Origin of the sequence: Nonomuraea sp. NPDC052129, assembly GCF_040680095.1 — a bacterium.
Classification (GTDB): Bacteria; Actinomycetota; Actinomycetes; order Streptosporangiales; family Streptosporangiaceae; genus Nonomuraea.
This window is the reverse complement of the sequence record NZ_JBFAVX010000011.1, coordinates 75,816-92,139: the sequence shown is the minus strand read 5'-3', so window position 1 is coordinate 92,139 and position 16,324 is coordinate 75,816. Positions and strand designations below refer to the sequence as shown.

16 protein-coding genes are annotated in these 16,324 nt (G+C 69.1%); 9 read left to right on the top strand and 7 right to left on the bottom strand.

Annotated elements, in window-relative coordinates; all coding sequences use genetic code 11:
• Positions 1-41 precede the first annotated feature (41 nt).
• Entirely contained in the window at positions 42-245 is a 204-nt protein-coding gene (locus AB0L53_RS24610) for a cold-shock protein (RefSeq protein WP_086663560.1), read from the top strand.
• Between the two features lie 165 nt (positions 246-410).
• On the top strand, positions 411-1,283 hold the full coding sequence (locus AB0L53_RS24605) for a hypothetical protein (RefSeq protein WP_363997961.1): 873 nt from the start codon (positions 411-413) through the stop codon (positions 1,281-1,283).
• Between the two features lie 99 nt (positions 1,284-1,382).
• Here AB0L53_RS24605 and AB0L53_RS24600 read toward each other — a convergent pair whose 3' ends face one another.
• Complete coding sequence (locus tag AB0L53_RS24600; protein ID WP_363997958.1) at positions 1,383-1,847, bottom strand: hypothetical protein; 465 nt, start codon at positions 1,845-1,847, stop codon at positions 1,383-1,385.
• Positions 1,848-2,147: 300 nt separating this feature from the next.
• Between AB0L53_RS24600 and AB0L53_RS24595 the strand changes: the two genes are divergently transcribed.
• Genes AB0L53_RS24595 through AB0L53_RS24575 form a run of 5 tightly spaced genes read left to right on the top strand, consistent with a single transcriptional unit; the run spans position 2,148 to position 8,054 of the window.
• Positions 2,148-3,740 (top strand): ABC transporter substrate-binding protein, encoded by a 1,593-nt coding sequence (locus AB0L53_RS24595; RefSeq protein ID WP_363997955.1) that lies wholly within the window; start codon positions 2,148-2,150, stop codon positions 3,738-3,740.
• Entirely contained in the window at positions 3,737-4,681 is a 945-nt protein-coding gene (locus AB0L53_RS24590) for an ABC transporter permease (RefSeq protein ID WP_357951285.1), read from the top strand. The genes AB0L53_RS24595 and AB0L53_RS24590 overlap by 4 nt, the downstream gene beginning before the upstream one ends.
• Positions 4,682-4,683: 2 nt before the next feature.
• On the top strand, positions 4,684-5,553 hold the full coding sequence (locus AB0L53_RS24585; protein WP_363997952.1) for an ABC transporter permease: 870 nt from the start codon (positions 4,684-4,686) through the stop codon (positions 5,551-5,553).
• 30 nt (positions 5,554-5,583) lie between these two features.
• Positions 5,584-6,381: a creatininase family protein gene (locus AB0L53_RS24580; protein ID WP_358553373.1), complete on the top strand. Its 798-nt coding sequence runs from the start codon at positions 5,584-5,586 to the stop codon at positions 6,379-6,381.
• Positions 6,382-6,407: 26 nt separating this feature from the next.
• Positions 6,408-8,054: an ABC transporter ATP-binding protein gene (locus AB0L53_RS24575; protein ID WP_363997943.1), complete on the top strand. Its 1,647-nt coding sequence runs from the start codon at positions 6,408-6,410 to the stop codon at positions 8,052-8,054.
• A gap of 20 nt (positions 8,055-8,074) precedes the next feature.
• Here the strand turns inward: AB0L53_RS24575 and AB0L53_RS24570 are convergent, their stop codons facing one another.
• Entirely contained in the window at positions 8,075-8,755 is a 681-nt protein-coding gene (locus tag AB0L53_RS24570; RefSeq protein ID WP_357951292.1) for a GntR family transcriptional regulator, read from the bottom strand.
• A gap of 59 nt (positions 8,756-8,814) precedes the next feature.
• On the opposite strand from AB0L53_RS24570, the gene AB0L53_RS24565 reads away from it, so the two are divergent.
• Positions 8,815-9,564 (top strand): aldolase/citrate lyase family protein, encoded by a 750-nt coding sequence (locus tag AB0L53_RS24565; RefSeq protein ID WP_363997940.1) that lies wholly within the window; start codon positions 8,815-8,817, stop codon positions 9,562-9,564.
• A gap of 10 nt (positions 9,565-9,574) precedes the next feature.
• Complete coding sequence (locus AB0L53_RS24560) at positions 9,575-10,369, top strand: carbon-nitrogen hydrolase family protein (protein ID WP_363997937.1); 795 nt, start codon at positions 9,575-9,577, stop codon at positions 10,367-10,369.
• A gap of 70 nt (positions 10,370-10,439) precedes the next feature.
• On the opposite strand, the gene AB0L53_RS24555 is transcribed toward AB0L53_RS24560, so the two are convergent.
• The 5 genes from AB0L53_RS24555 to AB0L53_RS24535 all read right to left on the bottom strand — a co-directional run bounded on the left by AB0L53_RS24555 (position 10,440) and on the right by AB0L53_RS24535 (position 16,322).
• Positions 10,440-11,846 (bottom strand): DHA2 family efflux MFS transporter permease subunit, encoded by a 1,407-nt coding sequence (locus AB0L53_RS24555; protein WP_363997934.1) that lies wholly within the window; start codon positions 11,844-11,846, stop codon positions 10,440-10,442.
• 1 nt (position 11,847) lies between these two features.
• Complete coding sequence (locus AB0L53_RS24550) at positions 11,848-13,395, bottom strand: AMP-binding protein (RefSeq protein WP_363997932.1); 1,548 nt, start codon at positions 13,393-13,395, stop codon at positions 11,848-11,850.
• 363 nt (positions 13,396-13,758) lie between these two features.
• Positions 13,759-14,607: a family 3 encapsulin nanocompartment shell protein gene (locus AB0L53_RS24545; protein ID WP_363997929.1), complete on the bottom strand. Its 849-nt coding sequence runs from the start codon at positions 14,605-14,607 to the stop codon at positions 13,759-13,761.
• 12 nt (positions 14,608-14,619) lie between these two features.
• On the bottom strand, positions 14,620-15,342 hold the full coding sequence (locus tag AB0L53_RS24540) for a hypothetical protein (protein ID WP_363997926.1): 723 nt from the start codon (positions 15,340-15,342) through the stop codon (positions 14,620-14,622).
• Complete coding sequence (locus tag AB0L53_RS24535) at positions 15,339-16,322, bottom strand: aldo/keto reductase (RefSeq protein WP_363997923.1); 984 nt, start codon at positions 16,320-16,322, stop codon at positions 15,339-15,341. The genes AB0L53_RS24540 and AB0L53_RS24535 overlap by 4 nt, the downstream gene beginning before the upstream one ends.
• Positions 16,323-16,324 lie beyond the last annotated feature (2 nt).

The following is a 16,324-nucleotide window of genomic DNA, read 5'->3' as shown; positions in this document are numbered from 1 at the left end:
TGCGGGTTCTGTCTATTTCGCCTATCCTAAAGGAGATCGACATGGCGACTGGCACCGTGAAGTGGTTCAACTCTGAAAAGGGCTTCGGCTTCATCGAGCAGGACGGCGGCGGCGCTGACGTCTTCGCCCACTACTCCAACATCGCTGCCCAGGGCTTCCGCGAGCTGCAGGAAGGCCAGAAGGTCAGCTTCGACATCACGCAGGGCCAGAAGGGCCCGCAGGCCGAGAACATCGTTCCCGCCTGACGCTAGTCACGCACGACGGGCCGGGGTTCGCACCTGAAGAGGTGCGGGCCCCGGCTCGTCGCATTGAGGGCATGTGTCGCGAGCCAGGCCGCCCCGGGCGAGGGTTAATGTCGGTGAAACCGCACGTCGCGTGGTTGCGAAACAGCGGACTGCCATCCTGCCCGCATGAGCGATGCGAAAGACGTAGATCGGGCGCACACTCCTGAGCAGGCCGCCGCCTCGTGGAAGCGTGAGGTCGTAGAACTGGCGGTGCTCTTCGTCGCGGTCGGTCTGGCCCACCTGTTCGCCACTCTTATGGGGCACTCCGCCCCAGGCCCCGCGGTGCTGATCACCCTCGGTGCGGGGCTCATCATGTGCACCTTCGTCCACAAACGCCTGGCCCACCGACGACCCGGCCGCAAACGCCTGGGCCGCGAAGGCCACAAACGATGTGGAACCGAGCGCCAAGCCGCTGAGGTGATCGATATCGAGGGAGGCCGGCCGATGAAGTTGTGGCGCATCCGCACGCGGGTGGTCGACCGGCCGGGCCATCTGGCGGAGTTGGCCACGGCGTTCGCCAGGCTGGACTGCAACGTGCTGGCCCTGCACATCGCCGCGACCGGCAGCAGCGCGATCTCTCCGTCCGGCTGCGACGCCCTGGACGAGTTCGTCGTCGAGGCGCCCACGCAGCTGAGCGAGAAGGACCTGCGGTCGGCGGTCGCGAAGGCCGGCGGGCTCGACATCGTCATCGTCCGCGCCTACGTCAAAGACCTGGTCGACCCCGGAGTCCAGGCCCTTGTCCTGGCCCATGCCGTCAGCGACGACCCGGAGCAGCTGCCCCATGCGATGGCGGAGCTGCTGCGCGCCCCGGACGTCCAGTGGCGACGCCCCGGAGACACCCTCGCCGACAGCGGCGAGTCCGGCACCACTCTGGTGATTTCCGTCCATCCCGAACGGGCGCTCTTGGTCAGCCGCCCCGCTCTGCCGTTCACCCCGACAGAGGCGGCCAGAGCCGCCGCACTGGCCGCCAGCGTGAGACAGCGGCGCTACTCCGACTGAACGCCGCCCGCTCAGCCAAGGCTGCCTCGTGTACGCGTCACCGCCGTTCGACGGCGGCGGGCTTCACCTGGATCGCCCGGATCCTTTCGACGTCGAGCTTCACGGAGCGATCGAAGGTATAGATGCCGTTCTGCTCCTGGAACGCATCGGTGAGCTACGTGTAGCAATAGCCAAACATGTCCGGATTATCGAGCAATGCGCCGGGGCCCCGTTGAAACCCGCCGCGATGCCCAGCTCGATGTCGTGGGCGAGCGCGCGGTCGCTCGGGGCCGTCATCAGCGACTGCGGCCAGTACCCCTGGTCGAGTACGGGCCGCTGGAACACCGGCAGGCCGTTGAGCAGTAACCGGTTGCCGTCGATCGAGACCGAGCGCAGCCCCGCGTACGACCTGACCTCGTCGACCACGACCCCTGCCGCGTCGAGAATCTGGACGCTCAGCCCGTACAGGTGCGGATCGGCCGGCGACCAGGTCCTGACCGCGCCTTCCGGCAGTCGCAGGGTGAGCCTGGGGGAGAGGTCGAGATCGGCGCGCACCTCCGCCTCGGCCAGGACGACTCCAGCCACACCGTCTGCCAGATCCCGTCGTCCTGGTGTCCGCGTTCGAGGCCGGAGTCGCCGGCGTCGATCTCGAACTGCCACTCGCCGTTCAGGTTCAGCCAGTCCGTACCCATCAGGGCGGCCGAGGGTACTCCGGGCGGGGAATGGGCCAGTGCATCGGCGATCCGGGCCTTTCTGAAGTCGGTTTTCGTCCTGCTCCTACCGCACATTCGGCTTGCCCGCAACCCGTTGACCCTCGAGGTAAACGCCATGTATACCTGGGCCATACCTGATGCATCCTCCAAGCGCCGACGAGGTGGAGATGTCATGGCAGTAATCAGCAGGCGGACCTTTCTCGCAGGCAGTGCCGCCGCGCTGGGTACCACCACCCTGGCGGCCTGCGGCAATCCCACGACCTTGCCCGAATCCATGCAGGTGGTCCGCGCCGGTAACGGTGGCCCGAGCCGGGGCGGAATCCTGTACTTCGGTCTCTCCACAGACCCGGCCAACCTCGACCCGCATCTCAGCACCGGCAGCGCCTCCGACTACCTGCGGCAACTCGCCTACAACGGGCTGGTGCAGTACAACGGCGCCGGAGAGATCGTCGGGGATCTCGCGGCCGAGTTCGGATGGGCGGACGAGCTGACCTACAAGGTCAAGCTCCGCTCAGGAGTCACCTTCCACGACGGCTCCCCGATGACGGCCGAGGACGTGGTCTTCTCCTTCCGCCGCATGATGGACAAGGAGACCGCGGCGGCGTCGGGCCCGCTGCTCACGCAGGTCACCTCCGTCGAGGCGCCCGACGCCACGACCGTGACCTTCACCCTGAAGCAGCCCGACGTGGCCTTCCCCTTCGCGCTGGCCGCGCCCACCTCCAATGTCGTCTCCAAGAAGTGGATCGAGGCGGGGGCGAACACCAAGACGCAGGTCATGGGCACCGGCCCGTTCCGGTTCGTGGAGCGCGTTCCGGGAGTGAGCACCACCTTCGTCCGGTTCGAGCACTACTTCGAGTCCGGCCTGCCGTACCTCAACGGCATTGTCTTCCAGCCGATGAGCGACGACTACGCGCGCGTGATGGCCCTGCGCACGGCGACCGTGGACATGATCGACTATGTCCCGGCCACCCACGTGGGCGTCATCTCCGAGAACCCCCGGCTGCGGTTCGCCTCGGACAAGACCTTCGGCTTCGGCTTCGTCGGGTTCGTGACCAGCAAGCGGCCCTTCGACGACGTGCGGGTCCGCAAGGCGATCGCCATGTCGATCAACCGGCAGTCGGTTCTGGACACCGCGCTGCTCGGGCACGGCAGGCCGATGGACGGCGCCCTGATGTCGGAGACGTTCGCTCCGTACGCGCGCGGGCTCGACGGCACCATGCCGTACGACCCGGAACAGGCCAGGTTCCTGCTGAAACAGGCCGGGCAGGAGGGCCTGACCCTGCCGGTGGTCACCACCAGCTCCTACTCGGTCATCGCCCGGCCCGCCCAGGCGATGCTGCCGGGCCTGCGCGCGGCCGGCCTGAACGTGAACCTCACGCAGCAGGAATGGCTGACCTTCCGGGCCAGCGTGACCGACAAGGTCTTCCCCGTCCACTCCTGGGGGACGGCGCCGAAGTTCGGCGACCCGGCGTCGCTGGGCGACTTCATCGGCAGCACCGGCACCTTCGCCAAGTACCTCGACTTCGCGGACGACAAGATCGACGAGCTGCTCGCCCAGGGACGAAAGACCTCGGAGCAGAGCCTGCGCGACGAGATCTACCTCGACATCGAGAAGCGGGCGCTGGAGCTGGTTCCGATGACCTACACCGTCCGCCGCGAGCAGGGCGAGGCTCACTACACCTACGTCAAGGGTTACGAGCACCCGCCGAAGGGCGCCTGGACCGCCACGGCCCTGCGCCGGACCTGGATGGAGAAGACGGCGTGAGGCGATTCCTGGCCAAGCGGTTCGCGCAGGCGATCCTGCAGTTGCTCCTCGTCGGAACGATCGTCTTCTTCTTGGTACGCCTCATTCCGGGCGATCCCGCCAAGGCGGTGCTGGGCGAGGCGGCCACGGAGCAGCAGATCGCCCAGACCCGGCTGGCGATGCACCTCGACGAACCCTTCTTCGGACAGTTCATCGGCTTCTGGGCGCGGCTGTTCCAGGGCGATCTCGGCACCTCGCTGATCAGCGGGCGCCCGGTGATGCAGGACCTGCCCTCCCGCATCGGCAACTCGCTGGAACTGGTCCTGATCGCGCTGGCCGTCTCGCTGGTGGTCGGCATCGTCCTGGGCCGGATGGCCGCCACGCGCGCCGACAAGCCGTCGGACCACGTGCTGGTCGCCGGATCCATCTTCGGGATCTCCCTGCCCGTCTTCGTGGTCGGCACCCTGCTGCTGCTGGTGTTCGCCATCCTCATCCCGATCCTGCCGCCGGCGCGCTTCGCCTCACCGTTCGAAGATCCCCTCACGCACCTGCACATCCTCATCCTGCCGGTGGTCACGCTGACGGCGGCCTCGTGCGCCGTGGTCACCCGGATGACCAGGGCGTCCATGCTGGAGACCCTCAACGCCGACTATGTCCGTACGGCCCGCGCCAAGGGGCTGGTGGAGAAACGCGTCATCAACCGGCACGCCCTGCGTACGGCGATGCTGTCCGTGGTCTCCGTGACGACGGTGGAGCTGACGACGCTGATCGGCAGCACGGTTCTGGTGGAGACCATCTTCGGCTGGCCGGGGATGAGCTCCCTGCTCATGAACGCCGTCGGGCAGCGCGACTACCCCGTCATCCAGGCCGTCGTCCTCGCCGCGGCCACCATCGTCATCCTGGTCAACCTGGTCGGAGACCTGGTCGTCAGGGCACTCGACCCCCGGGCGGAGGACAACTGATCATGGCCACTGTGCTGTCAGGCGCACCGGCGATCACGAGCGCCGACAGGAAGACCTTCCTGCGGCGGCTGCTGGCCAACCGCAGGACGTCCGTGGCGGGCGCCTTCCTGCTGCTGGTCGCGCTCGTCGCGGTGTTCGCCCCGTTCCTCGCGCCGTACGACTACCGCGACATCGTCGGCAAGCCCCTGACCTCCGGCTCGGCGCTCGGCATCGACGACTTCGGCCGCGACGTGCTGTCCCGCCTGCTGATCGGGCTGCGGGTCTCCCTCGGGGTGGCGCTGTCCGCGGTCCTGGTGGCGGCGGTCATCGGCGTCGCGCTCGGACTGGTGGCCGGGTACGTCGGCCGCTGGGTCTCGACGATCATCATGCGCGGCATCGACGTCCTGCTGAGCTTCCCCCCGATCGTGCTGGCCATCGCGGTGGTGGCGATCCTGGGGCCGGCCCTGGTGAACGTCGTCCTGGTGATCGGCGTCCTGTACATCCCGAGATTCACCAGGATCGTGTACACCCAGGTGCTGTCCATCAGGAACCTGGAGTACGTCGAAGCCTCGAAGATCATGGGCGCGAAACCGGCCGGCATCCTGGTCGGCACGATCCTGCCGAACGTGGCCGCGCCCATCATCGTCCAGCTCAGCCTGTCGGTCAGCTTCGCCATCCAGATGGAGGCCGGACTGAGCTTCCTCGGCCTCGGCGCGCAGCCGCCGCTGCCCTCGCTGGGCACGATGGTCGGCTCGGGACGCGACTTCCTGGAGGTCCAACCGACGCTGCTGATCTATCCGTCCGTACTCATCATCCTCGTCGTCCTCGCCCTCAACGTGTTCGGGGACGGCCTGCGTGACCTGCTCGACCCGCGCCGCCGTGGCACCAGCTGAGTCGTGGCACCAACCGAAAGGAACCACCACATGACCCTCCCTTCCACCCACAGGCTCGGTGAGCTCTCCTGGACCCAGGTCAAGGAGCTGGCGGAACGGGACCCGATCATCCTGCTGCCGATCGGCGCCGTCGAGCAGCACGGCCCGCACCTGCCCATCCACGAGGACTCCATCGTGGCCGAATGGGTCGCCGACAAGCTGGCGGCGGAAAACGGGTGCTATGTCGCCCCGGCCCTCCACTACGGGCACTCCGGCACCTTCCGCGGCTACAACGGCAACCTCTCCTTGAGCCAGACGACCCTGCGCAACGTCACGTACGAGATCATCGAAGCGCTGGTCCAGTCCGGATTCCGGCGCATCATCATCGTCGACAACAACGGTGGCAACGTTGGGCCCGTCACCGGCGCCGCCCTTGACGCGCGCCGCGACCTCGGCGTGCTGATCGGGCACCTGTACCCGTGGCAGCTCGGCTACGCGCTCATGCGCGACGTTTATGAGGACCCCGCCACGGCGTACGGACACGGCGCCGAGCCCGAGCACTCCGCGATGCTCGCGATGTTCCCCGAGCAGGTGCGCAGTGAGCTGGCCGTCCCGGGCGGCCTGGCGTCCGGCAGCGGTTGGACGCCGACGAGCTACCTCGAGACGGCGATCCCCGGTCAGACCGTACGCGGGACCGTCTTCTGGGACTTCTCCGAGGTGAGCGAGACCGGATGCACCGGCGACGTGAGCCTCGGCGACGCCAAGATCGGCGAGATCTGGATCGAGCGGGTCATCGGTTTCTGCTCCGCCTACATCCAGGAGTACGACCGCAACACCAAAGCCGAGTAGCCCTGCATGAGCATTTGGGGAGACACATGACAACCGACACGATTCTCTCGGTCGAGCAGCTCTCGGTGGACTTCCAGATCGCGGGCGAGTGGACCTCCGCCGTGAAAGACGTCAGCTTCTCGGTCGCCAAGGGCGAGGTGGTGGCGCTGGTCGGGGAGTCCGGCTCGGGCAAGTCCGTCAGCTCGATGTCGGTGCTCGGGCTGCTGGCGCCGAACGCGCGGCGTCGCGGGAGCATCCGGTTCGGCGACACCGAGCTGATCGGCCTCGGCGAGGAGCCGCTGCGCGCCATCCGGGGCAAGCGGATCGCGATGATCTTCCAGGAGCCGATGACCGCGCTGAACCCCGTCTACACCATCGGTGAGCAGATCATCGAGGCGATCCAGTGCCACGAGCGCCTGCCCGTCGCCGAGGCCCGCTCGCGGACCCTGGAACTGCTGCGCAAGGTCGGCATCCCGGAGCCGGAGTCGCGGATCGACAGCTACCCGCACCAGCTGTCCGGCGGCCAGCGGCAGCGCGCGATGATCGCCATGGCGATCTCCGGCTCGCCGGAGGTCATCATCGCCGACGAGCCGACCACCGCCCTCGACGTCACCGTGCAGGCGGAGATCCTGGAGCTCCTGCGCCGCCTGCAGAAGGACCTCGGCTCGGCGGTCATCGTCATCACCCACGACATGGGAGTGGTCGCCGACCTGGCCGACCGGGTCGTGGTGATGAAGCAGGGCGAGGTCGTGGAGGAGGCGCCGGTCGCCCGGCTGTTCGCCGACCCCCGCCACGAGTACACCCGCAAGCTGCTGGCCGCGGTGCCCCGGCGCGGACAGTCGGAAGCGGCCCGCGCCACGGCCGCGCCCGCTGATGGCATGACGCTGCGGGTCACCGATCTCGAGGTCGAGTACCCGGGCCGGCTCGGCCGCAAGGGCTTCAAAGCGGTGCACGGCGTCAGCTTCGCCATCGAGAAGGGGAAGGTCCTCGGTCTCGTGGGGGAGTCCGGCTCGGGCAAGTCCACGATCGGCCGGGCGATCGTCGGGCTGGCGCGGGCCTCGGCGGGCGCGATCGAGATCTGCGGGCGCGAGGTGACGGGGCTCAAGGCCGGGCAACTGCGCGACTTCCGCCGGACGTACTCGATGGTCTTCCAGGATCCGGGCTCCTCGCTCGACCCGCGCCGGTCGATCGGCGACTCGATCGCGGCACCGATGATCATCAATCGGTACGCCGGCCGCACCGCCGTACGCGCGCGGGTGCTGGACCTGCTGGAGCAGGTGGAGCTGCCCAAGAGCTGGGCCGACCGGTTTCCGCATGAGCTGTCGGGCGGTCAGCGGCAGCGCGTCGGGATCGCCCGCGCGCTGGCGCTGGAGCCCGAGTTGCTCATCGCCGACGAGCCCACCTCGGCGCTGGACGTGTCGGTGCAGGCCACCGTCCTGCGATTGTTCCAGGAGCTGCAGGACCGGCTCGGCTTCTCCTGCCTGTTCATCAGCCACGACCTCGGCGTCGTCGAACTGCTCGCGCACGACGTCGCCGTCCTGCAACACGGGCGGCTGGTCGAGCACGGCCCGGCTCGTGAGGTGCTGAACGAGCCGCGGACCGACTACACCAAGCGGCTCGTCGCGGCGGCGCCGGTGCCCGATCCCGCCGAGCAGGCCGAGCGCCGCGAGCTGTGGCGGGCCATGGCGAAGTGATCGAGCTGTCTATCGGGTGTTCACTTCAGGCGGGAGACCACAGACTCGTCGGGGCGCAGATGGTTGCGCAGCGTACGTTCGGCGGCCTCGAAGTCGTGCTCGGTCAGCGCCGCGAGCAGCGCGCGGTGCTCCGGGCCGATGACCGCCAGCCGGTTGGGCCGCAGCGAGATCGCGCTGACCCCGATCCGCTGGTGGCGCGGCTGGAGGCTGGTGAACAGGTCGGTCAGGACGGTGTTGCCCGTCGCCTTCACAAACGAATAGTGGAAGAAGAAATCCATCTTCGCGTGCTCGGCGATCGCGTCGCGGTCGCCAGCCCGGCACCGCGCCAGCGTCGAGGGCTCCTCCATCAGGTCCAGGTGCGCGGACAGGCCCGCCGGGATGTCGGTCTTCGTCTCGCACAGGATCCGGAAACCGTGGATTTCGAGCACCTGCCGCATCTCGTAGGTCTCGAACAGCTCGCCGGCCGTCACGCTCCGCACCTGGGCGCCGCGCCTGGGCTGCAGGTCGATGTACTTCTCGGCCGCCAGGCGGTGGAACGCCTCCCGGACGGGAGTCCGCGACACGCCGGCCTCGTCGCAGACCAGCTTCTCCTCCAGGAAGGAACCCTCAGGAAACCGGCCACCGAGGATCGCCTCCCTCGTCCACCGGTAAGCACGCTCGCCGGCCGTCGTCGCCGGGACCCTGTCCGGTTCCCAATCCATGCCACCCCCCATGTTCATGTGTATACACAGTGTATACCAATTTCTGTTAGGAGTATCCATTGCAGGACCAGCAAGACCGGAGATACGCCGCCTGGCTGTCCGGTCCGAGCTTCGCCGCGGCCGAGATCGTGGCGGACCTGGGTTACGGGGCGGTGGTCCTCGACATCGAACATGGCTCGTTCGATCTGGCCGACCTGGAACGCTATATCCCGTTCCTGCGCGCTCTCGACCTGGAGGTGCTGGCCAAGGTCCTGGGGCCGGAGCGGGGCCCGATCCAGCAGGCCCTCGACTTCGGCGCCACCGCCGTCGTCGTGCCCCACATCGAGGGAGTCGCGCACGCGGCCGCCATCTGCGCGTTCGGGAAGTTCCCGCCGCTGGGCGACCGGAGTTTCGCGGGCGGCCGTACGACGCGCTACGGCGGCTTCGACGACGAGTGGACCGCCCGGCAGGACCGCGAGACCCGCGTCTACCCCATGATCGAGGACGCCGGTGCCCTGGAGCAGATCGCCGACATCCTCGCGCTCCCCACGGTCGACGGCGTCTTCGTCGGCCCCAGTGACCTGTCCCTGCGCCGGGAGCGCGGCGCCTACAGCCGGTCGGAGGGCGACTTCGCCGACCTCAAGCTCGTGGCGGACGCGGCCCGCGCCGCCGGCAAGCCCTGGGTGCTGCCCGCGTGGTCGGCGGAGGAGAAGGCGTTCGCGCTGGAGAACGGCGCCGACCAACTCGTCCTGACCATGGAGCACGGCGCCATCATGGCCGGTTTCCGGGCCGCTCTCGACCAGACCCGCGAACTCACCCGCAATCGTTAGGAGACACAGCATGCTCGTCACCGTCGGCCAGTTCGGCGCCACCACCGACAAGTCCGCCAACCTCGAGGCGGCCACCGCACTGATCGAACAGGCGGCGGCCCAGGGCTCCCAGCTCATCGTCCTGCCGGAGAACGCCATGTACTCCAACTCGGATGTCACGGCCGACATCGTCTCGGAGACCGAACCCCTTGACGGCCCCTTCGCGACCACGATCGGCGCGCTGGCGAAGCAGCACGGCATCGCCGTCGTCGCCGGCATGACCGAGGCGCCGGGGGGAGGGTCCGGCAAGCCCAGCAACACCGTGATCGCCGTGGACTCCGGTGGCGACCTCGTGGGCGTCTACCGCAAGGTCCACCTCTACGACGCCTTCGGCTACCGCGAGTCCGACCGGGTCCAGGCGCACAAGCCCGAGCCGCTGATCTTCACCCTGGGCGACCTGACCTTCGGCGTCATGACCTGCTACGACCTCCGCTTTCCCGAGATGGCCCGGTTCCTGGTCGACGCCGGGGCCGAGGCGCTCGTCGTACCGGCCGCGTGGGTCGCCGGGCCCGCCAAGGAGGACCATTGGATCACGCTGGCCCGCGCCCGCGCGATCGAGAACACCGCCTACGTCATCGCCTGCGGGCAGACCGGCCCGGCCTGCACCGGCCACAGCGCCGTCGTGGACCCGATGGGCCAGATAGCGGCCTCGGCGGGCGAGGCTCCGGGAGTGGCGTCCGCGGTCATCGGCGCGGAGCGGGTGAAGACCGTACGCGCCAAGAACCCCAGCCTCACCAACCGCCGCTTCGAGGTCGTCCCCGCCTGAGGGACCGCGCCTGAGGGACGGCGGCTGAGGACGCCGCCCGTCACGCCGCCCGCCTGAGGGACCGCGCCCGTCACGGCGCTTTCGAGCCGGGTTCGTGCCGACCGGCGTTCGCCGTGGCGGGTGCCTCGGGGGTGCGCAGCCCCGAGGCGGCGATGGCGATGAGGGCGCAGAGCCCGAGCATCGTCGCCCAGACACCGTGGTACGCGGCGGTCGAGCCGAGGCGATCCCCCGACAGCACCAGTACGAGCGCGGAGACGCCGATGACCGCCCCACAGGCGCGCGAGGTGACGGACATGGCGGTGCCGGTGGCCAGCCGGGCGGGCGGAATCTCGGCGACGGCGGCACCGCTGAGCGCGTTGACCAGCACGGCGATGCCCATCCCAGTGGCGACGACCGCGGGCAGGACCACCGTGAGGTACGCCTGACCGCCCCCGGCCGCGAGCGCCAGGTAGCCGGTGGCGAGCGAGAGCAGCACCACTCCGCCCAACGCCAGCCTGCGGTGCCCGGTCTTCGCCGCCAGCCGGCCGGCGAGCGGCGCGGTGAGGACCTGCACGACCGCGCCGGGAGTGACGGCGAGCCCGGCCTGGGCCTCGGAGTACCCCCAGATCTTGGTGAGGAACAGGATGTTGGCCAGCGGCAGGGCGAACATCACCAGCCCGAGCAGGAACATCGCGAGGTTGGCCCGCTGGGTGCTCCGTGCCCGGAGGATCTTCAGGTCCACGATGGGAGCGGGATGCGAGCGCGCCCGCCGGACGAAGACCACGCCGACGAGGACACCGGCGACGAGGGCGAGGATCGTACCCGGGCTGCCCGGCCCCCACGCGTCACTCTGCACGATGGCCAGCGAGGGCAGGCCGATGGCCGCCACCAGCAGGACCAGGCCGACGATGTCCGGCAGCCGTGACGGGGCGGACGGCGGCGTCCGTGCCAGGGTCCGCCACGCGCCGAACAGCACGACGAGCCCGACCGGCAGGTGGAGGAAGAACACCGTGCGCCAGTCCCAGACGGCGACCAGAAAGCCGCCGAGCGAGGGCCCGGAGGCGGTCGCCACCGACTGCGTCGCGCTCCACAGACCGATCGCCGTGCCGCGCCGTTCCGGCGGGTAGTACGGCAGGATCAGCGCGAGCGTCAGCGGGGTGATCACGCCGCCGCCCACGCCCTGCACCACCCTGGCGGCGATCAGGATGCCGGCGGAGGGGGCGACCGCGCACAGGGCGGCGCCGACCACGAACACCGTCAGCCCGGCGAGGAAGACCCGCCGATAGCCGAACCGGTCCGCCAGGCCGCCCGCCGGCAGCAACGCCGCCGTGAACGTGATCGCGTAGCCGTTGAACACCCACGAGAGTTCGGGCAGCCCGCTGCTCGGAAAGCTGCGGAGCATGTCGGGAAAGGCGATGTTGGCCAGCTGCACGTCGATCGCACCGAGAAAGGCGCTCCCGCACAGCACCGCCAGGGGGAGCGCCCGGGATCCGCGCACCTCAGCTGGACGCCGCGCCGAACCGCTCGCGGAGCTCGACCTTTCGGATCTTGCCCGTGATGGTCCGTGGCATGGCCTCGACGACTTCGAGGCGTTCGGGCCAGAACCAGCTGTTCACGCCGGCGTCCTCCAGGTGCCTCCGCAGATCCTCCAGCGTGGGTGGTTCGTCCGTCGGCGTCACGACAGCGCAGACCAGCTCGACCAGCTTCGGATCCGGAATGCCGATGAGCGCGATGTCGCGGACAGCGGGGTGCCTGCCCAGCAGCGCCTCGATGTCGCTCACCGGCAGCTTGAGGCACATGTTGGCGATGATGACGTCCTTGGTCCGGCCGGAGATGCGCACGCCGCCGTACCCGTCGTCGCGGGCCAGGTCGCCGGTGTCGAACCAGCCGTCCGGAGTGAGCGACTTGGCGTAGATGTCGTCGCGCCGGTAATAGCCGAGGCATTGGGCCGCGCCGCGTACCTGCAGCGCGCCGATCTCGCCGGCCGGGACCGGCCGGTTCTCCTCGTCGACGATGCGCACCTGCATGCCGGTGACGACGGTGCCGTCACTCTCGCCCGCCCGCTCCGGCGGGTCTTCGGGCCGGGTCATGGTGACGCCGCCGTTCTCGGTCATGCCCCACAGCGCGTACACCCGTACTCCGAGGATCTCGCTCACCTGCTCCACCAGGTGCGGCGGGACGGGCGCCGAGCCGGACACGAAGATCCGCAGAGTGGGGATCTTCCGCGGGTTGGCCTTCTGCTCCTCGCTGATCTCCCGGGCGAAGGGCGGCGTGCCGTAATACATCGTGACGCCGTGCTCTGCCATGAGGTCGAGGTAGACGCCGGGGTTCCAGATGTCGGCCGTGACCGCGGTGCCGCCCAGCATCAACGCCTGCAGGTACGTCATCACCAGGCCCACATAGTGCATGGAGGTCTGCGCCGTCATGATGACCAGGCTGTCGTCCAGGCCGTACGCGTCCCCGTAGCCGCGGATGGCGGCATGCAGGGTGTTCTGGCTGTGCAGCGCGCCTTTGGGCTCTCCGGTCGTCCCCGAGGTGAACAGGATGAGGAAGGGATCGTCCGGACCCAGCGCGCGCCCGGCCAGGTCCGCGGGGTCACCGGGTTCGGGGTCGAGGAGGTGCTCCTCGAATCCGATGGACCCGGCCGGGCCGTCGCCGCCGAGCACGACGACGTGCTCCAGGGCCGGGATCTCGCTCGCGAGCGTCATCGCGGTCTCGGCGGTCGGCAGGTCACCGAGGCGGTTCACGGTGATGAAGACGCGCGCCTCGGTCAGCCGGATCATGAATTCGAGCTCGCGATGCCGGTAGATGGGGAACTGCGGCGCGATACGCGCGCCGACTTTGATGCAGGCCAGCGTCAGGGGCAGCATCTCCCGGCGATTGGGTAATTGGATCGCGACATAATCCCCGGGTTGTACGCCCAGCCGGATCAGGCCGTGGGCGATTCGGTCGGTCAGCCGGTCCAGTTCCGCGTAGGTGACGACGTCGGTACGGCCGTCGGCGACCCGTCGGCTGATCAGCGCGGGCTTGCCGGGAAATGCCGCCACGTTATGCCGAAGGTCATCCAGGAAAGTCGCGCTTCGCCACCAACCGTTGCGCCGATATTCCTCATGTGTGTCCGTCACGCTCGCCCGCCTTCCATCAGGCGCCCCGCGGACGCCTTCGTCTGCTGTTCTGCACGAAATTCAACGTACGGCATTTACCGCAATTCATCGCCTACGGGTTTTATCCTCCATTCCCTCGGAGGAGGCCACCTTTTGCTCCCCGGAGGGGGTGTCCCTCTCCAGGGACCCCAGCCACCACGGACCGTCCTCTTCTGCTCCCCCGGAGGGGGCACCTCGCCCCAGAAACCCCAGCCACCACGGACCGTCACAGGAACCGAGACGGTCGTGCGACGAAGGGGGCCATGGTCAATAGGCGGGGGTGACGAGGTAGAACAGGGCCGGGAGATGGACCGCCACCCCCTCGTACACCTCCGCGCACACGGCCACCCCGGGTCGGGCGAACGTGCCCGGCGGCGGTTCGGCCACCCGTATGACCGAGTGACGGGCGTCCAGGAGCCTGGCCGCCACCGAGATGTCGCCGACGAGGGCGGACCCCGGGCTGATCCACCGGTTGCGGCTGATCTTCATGCCGTTGCCCGCCGCAAGGTCGGCCAGCAGGCCGTTCCGGCCGACGAGCCGGTGGTAGTAGTCGTTCGGGTTGATGATCATCGCGTGCGGGGTGGCGCCCGACTGCTCGACCTCGTCGCAGGCCGTCAGGACTCCGGTGACGTAGTCGGTGTCGTAGGGGAGCCGGGCGATCTCCGGGTGGTCCAGCAGGGCGTTGGTCAGGGCCAGGTTCTCGGCGGTGGCGAGCCGTACCAGTAATCGGTAGTCGAGGAAGGTGGCCAGCGCGTCCGGGTCGTCGGCCAGCCCGTCGGGGATCTGCACCCACGCCCGGATCGGGTGCACCCCCGCCTCGCCCATGCCGAACCTGAAGGCCGCTTCCCGGCGGACGTCGGAGCCGCGTACCGCCTTCTGCTCTTCCGCGGTGGGCCGGGACTCCGTCCAGAACCGGGCGATGTCGTCGGTGGGGCGGACCTTGAGCAGGTTCCGTACGGTCAGCCGTGGTCTGTCCTTGGTCGGCTCGTGTGCCTCGGTGATGGTGTAGTCGAAGGTCACCTCGGCGCGGCCGGGGTCGGCCGCGAACGCCCGCGCGAACGCCTGGCCCGGCGACTGCTTCACGGCGGTGGGGGCTGGGGCGGTGTCCGTTGACATGGGGCCTCCCGGTCAGAAGTCGTGCTGGATGAGCCGCTGGTAGAAGGGCAGATGGTGGTCGTAGAAGGCCCTCAGGGCGGAGTGGTTGTCGACGGTGTCCGGGTAGGTGTTGCGGCGGTCCTCGAAGCCGGCGCTGCCGATCGCGTCGAGATGCCACCGGCGGGTCCGCCGCCACTCGGGCCGGTCTCCGGAGTCCCAGGTGAGCGCGTGCGCGAGGAACGGCAGACCGGCGTACGCGCAGAAGACCTCGGCCACCTTCGCCGGCTCCGCGACCAGCCGCTCTGTGCGGATGACGAGCGGCCTGCGCCCGGTCGCCGACCAGGCCAGCTCGAACAGCCGGTACAGCCGCTCGTAGCCGATCTCCGCGCAGGTCACCGCCGGTTTGATCGCGTAGTGCGAGCTGATGGTCGGCTTGGGATCGCGGACGATGAAGGTGTGGACGATCCCGCCGAGCTCCTCGGGATGGTCGAAGAGGTAGCCGTAGTCGTAGTCGAGGACCTCCTTGACGAACACCGGCCGCACGCGGGCCAGCTCCTTGAGGCCGATGAGGAGCTCCTTCTCCGAGCGCGCCACCGCCCGGCCGCCGTCCGGTGACGGAAGCGGCACCGCGCCCTCCTCGGTCAGGGCGAGGAACGGCTCGTGCAGGACGGCCACATCGCCGCGCTCGATCATCATGCGCAGGAACGCCGTCGAGGCCGAGCGGGAGTGCGCCCACATGACGATCAGCGGGTTCACCCGGACCACCAGGCCGGGACGCGGTCCCAGCGGTGCCGGCGGAGCTCCTGGAGCAGCGCGTCGTCGAGCGGCCGGCCGTCGCTGACCGAGAAGTTCGCCCGTACGTGGGCGGGTTTGCGCATGCCCGGGATCACCGTGCTGACCGCCGGGTGGTTGAGGATGAACCGCAGGGCGAGCTCGGGCAGCGAGGTGCCCTCGGGGAGGGCCGCCTTGAGGCGCTCGGCCCGTTCGACGCTCGGCCCGAGGTTCTCCGCGCAGAAGTACGTGCTGCGCCAGTCCTCCTCCGGCCAGGTGCTGTCGGCGCTCAGCGTGCCGGTGAGGGTGCCTTCGTCGAACGGTACGCGGGCGATGATCCCGATGCCGTCGCGCAGCGCGCGGTCGAACAGCTCGTCCTCGGGCGCCTGGTCGAAGATGTTGTAGATCACCTGGATGACGTCGATGAGACCGGTGTCGAGCGCGGCGAAGCAGTTGGCCGGTTCCCACCGGTTGACGCTGATGCCGACCGCGTCGATGACCCCCTCACGCTTGAGGTCGGTGATCGCCTCCTGCCAGCGTTCGTCGGCCGCCCACCGGTCCTCCCAGGTGTGGAACTGCATCAGGTCGATGCGCGCCACCCCGAGGTTGTCCAGGCTGCGATGGGTGTACTCCCTGATGTGGTCCGCGGGGTAGGCGTCGTCGAGGGTGTCATCCGGTCCCGGCGGCCATTCGCGGTTCTTCGGGGGGATCTTCGTGGCGACGTACAGCTTCCGGTCGGGATGGCGGCGCAGCAGCGCGCCGAGCATCTGCTCGCTGACGCCCCGGCCGTACACCCAGGCCGTGTCGAAGAAGTCGCAGCCCAGCGCCACGGCCTCGTCGAGGCAGCGCGGGGCGAGGTCGTAGTCCCAGCCGGTGAAGTTACCGGGGCCGCCGCCGATGCCCCACATGCCGTATCCGACCTCGCTGACCGCCCAGCCGAGGTTCCCCATCTTGCGGTGTCGCATCC

Excerpts from the sequence above, each read along its gene's own strand:
- AB0L53_RS24585 (WP_363997952.1), top strand. The coding sequence starts at position 4,684 with ATGGCCACTGTGCTGTCAGGCGCACCGGCGATCACGAGCGCCGACAGG.
- AB0L53_RS24570 (WP_357951292.1), bottom strand. The coding sequence starts at position 8,755 with ATGGATTGGGAACCGGACAGGGTCCCGGCGACGACGGCCGGCGAGCGT.
- AB0L53_RS24595 (WP_363997955.1), top strand. The coding sequence starts at position 2,148 with ATGGCAGTAATCAGCAGGCGGACCTTTCTCGCAGGCAGTGCCGCCGCG.
- AB0L53_RS24545 (WP_363997929.1), bottom strand. The coding sequence starts at position 14,607 with ATGTCAACGGACACCGCCCCAGCCCCCACCGCCGTGAAGCAGTCGCCG.
- AB0L53_RS24575 (WP_363997943.1), top strand. The coding sequence starts at position 6,408 with ATGACAACCGACACGATTCTCTCGGTCGAGCAGCTCTCGGTGGACTTC.
- AB0L53_RS24580 (WP_358553373.1), top strand. The coding sequence starts at position 5,584 with ATGACCCTCCCTTCCACCCACAGGCTCGGTGAGCTCTCCTGGACCCAG.
- AB0L53_RS24610 (WP_086663560.1), top strand. The coding sequence starts at position 42 with ATGGCGACTGGCACCGTGAAGTGGTTCAACTCTGAAAAGGGCTTCGGC.
- AB0L53_RS24535 (WP_363997923.1), bottom strand. The coding sequence starts at position 16,322 with ATGCGACACCGCAAGATGGGGAACCTCGGCTGGGCGGTCAGCGAGGTC.
- AB0L53_RS24560 (WP_363997937.1), top strand. The coding sequence starts at position 9,575 with ATGCTCGTCACCGTCGGCCAGTTCGGCGCCACCACCGACAAGTCCGCC.
- AB0L53_RS24605 (WP_363997961.1), top strand. The coding sequence starts at position 411 with ATGAGCGATGCGAAAGACGTAGATCGGGCGCACACTCCTGAGCAGGCC.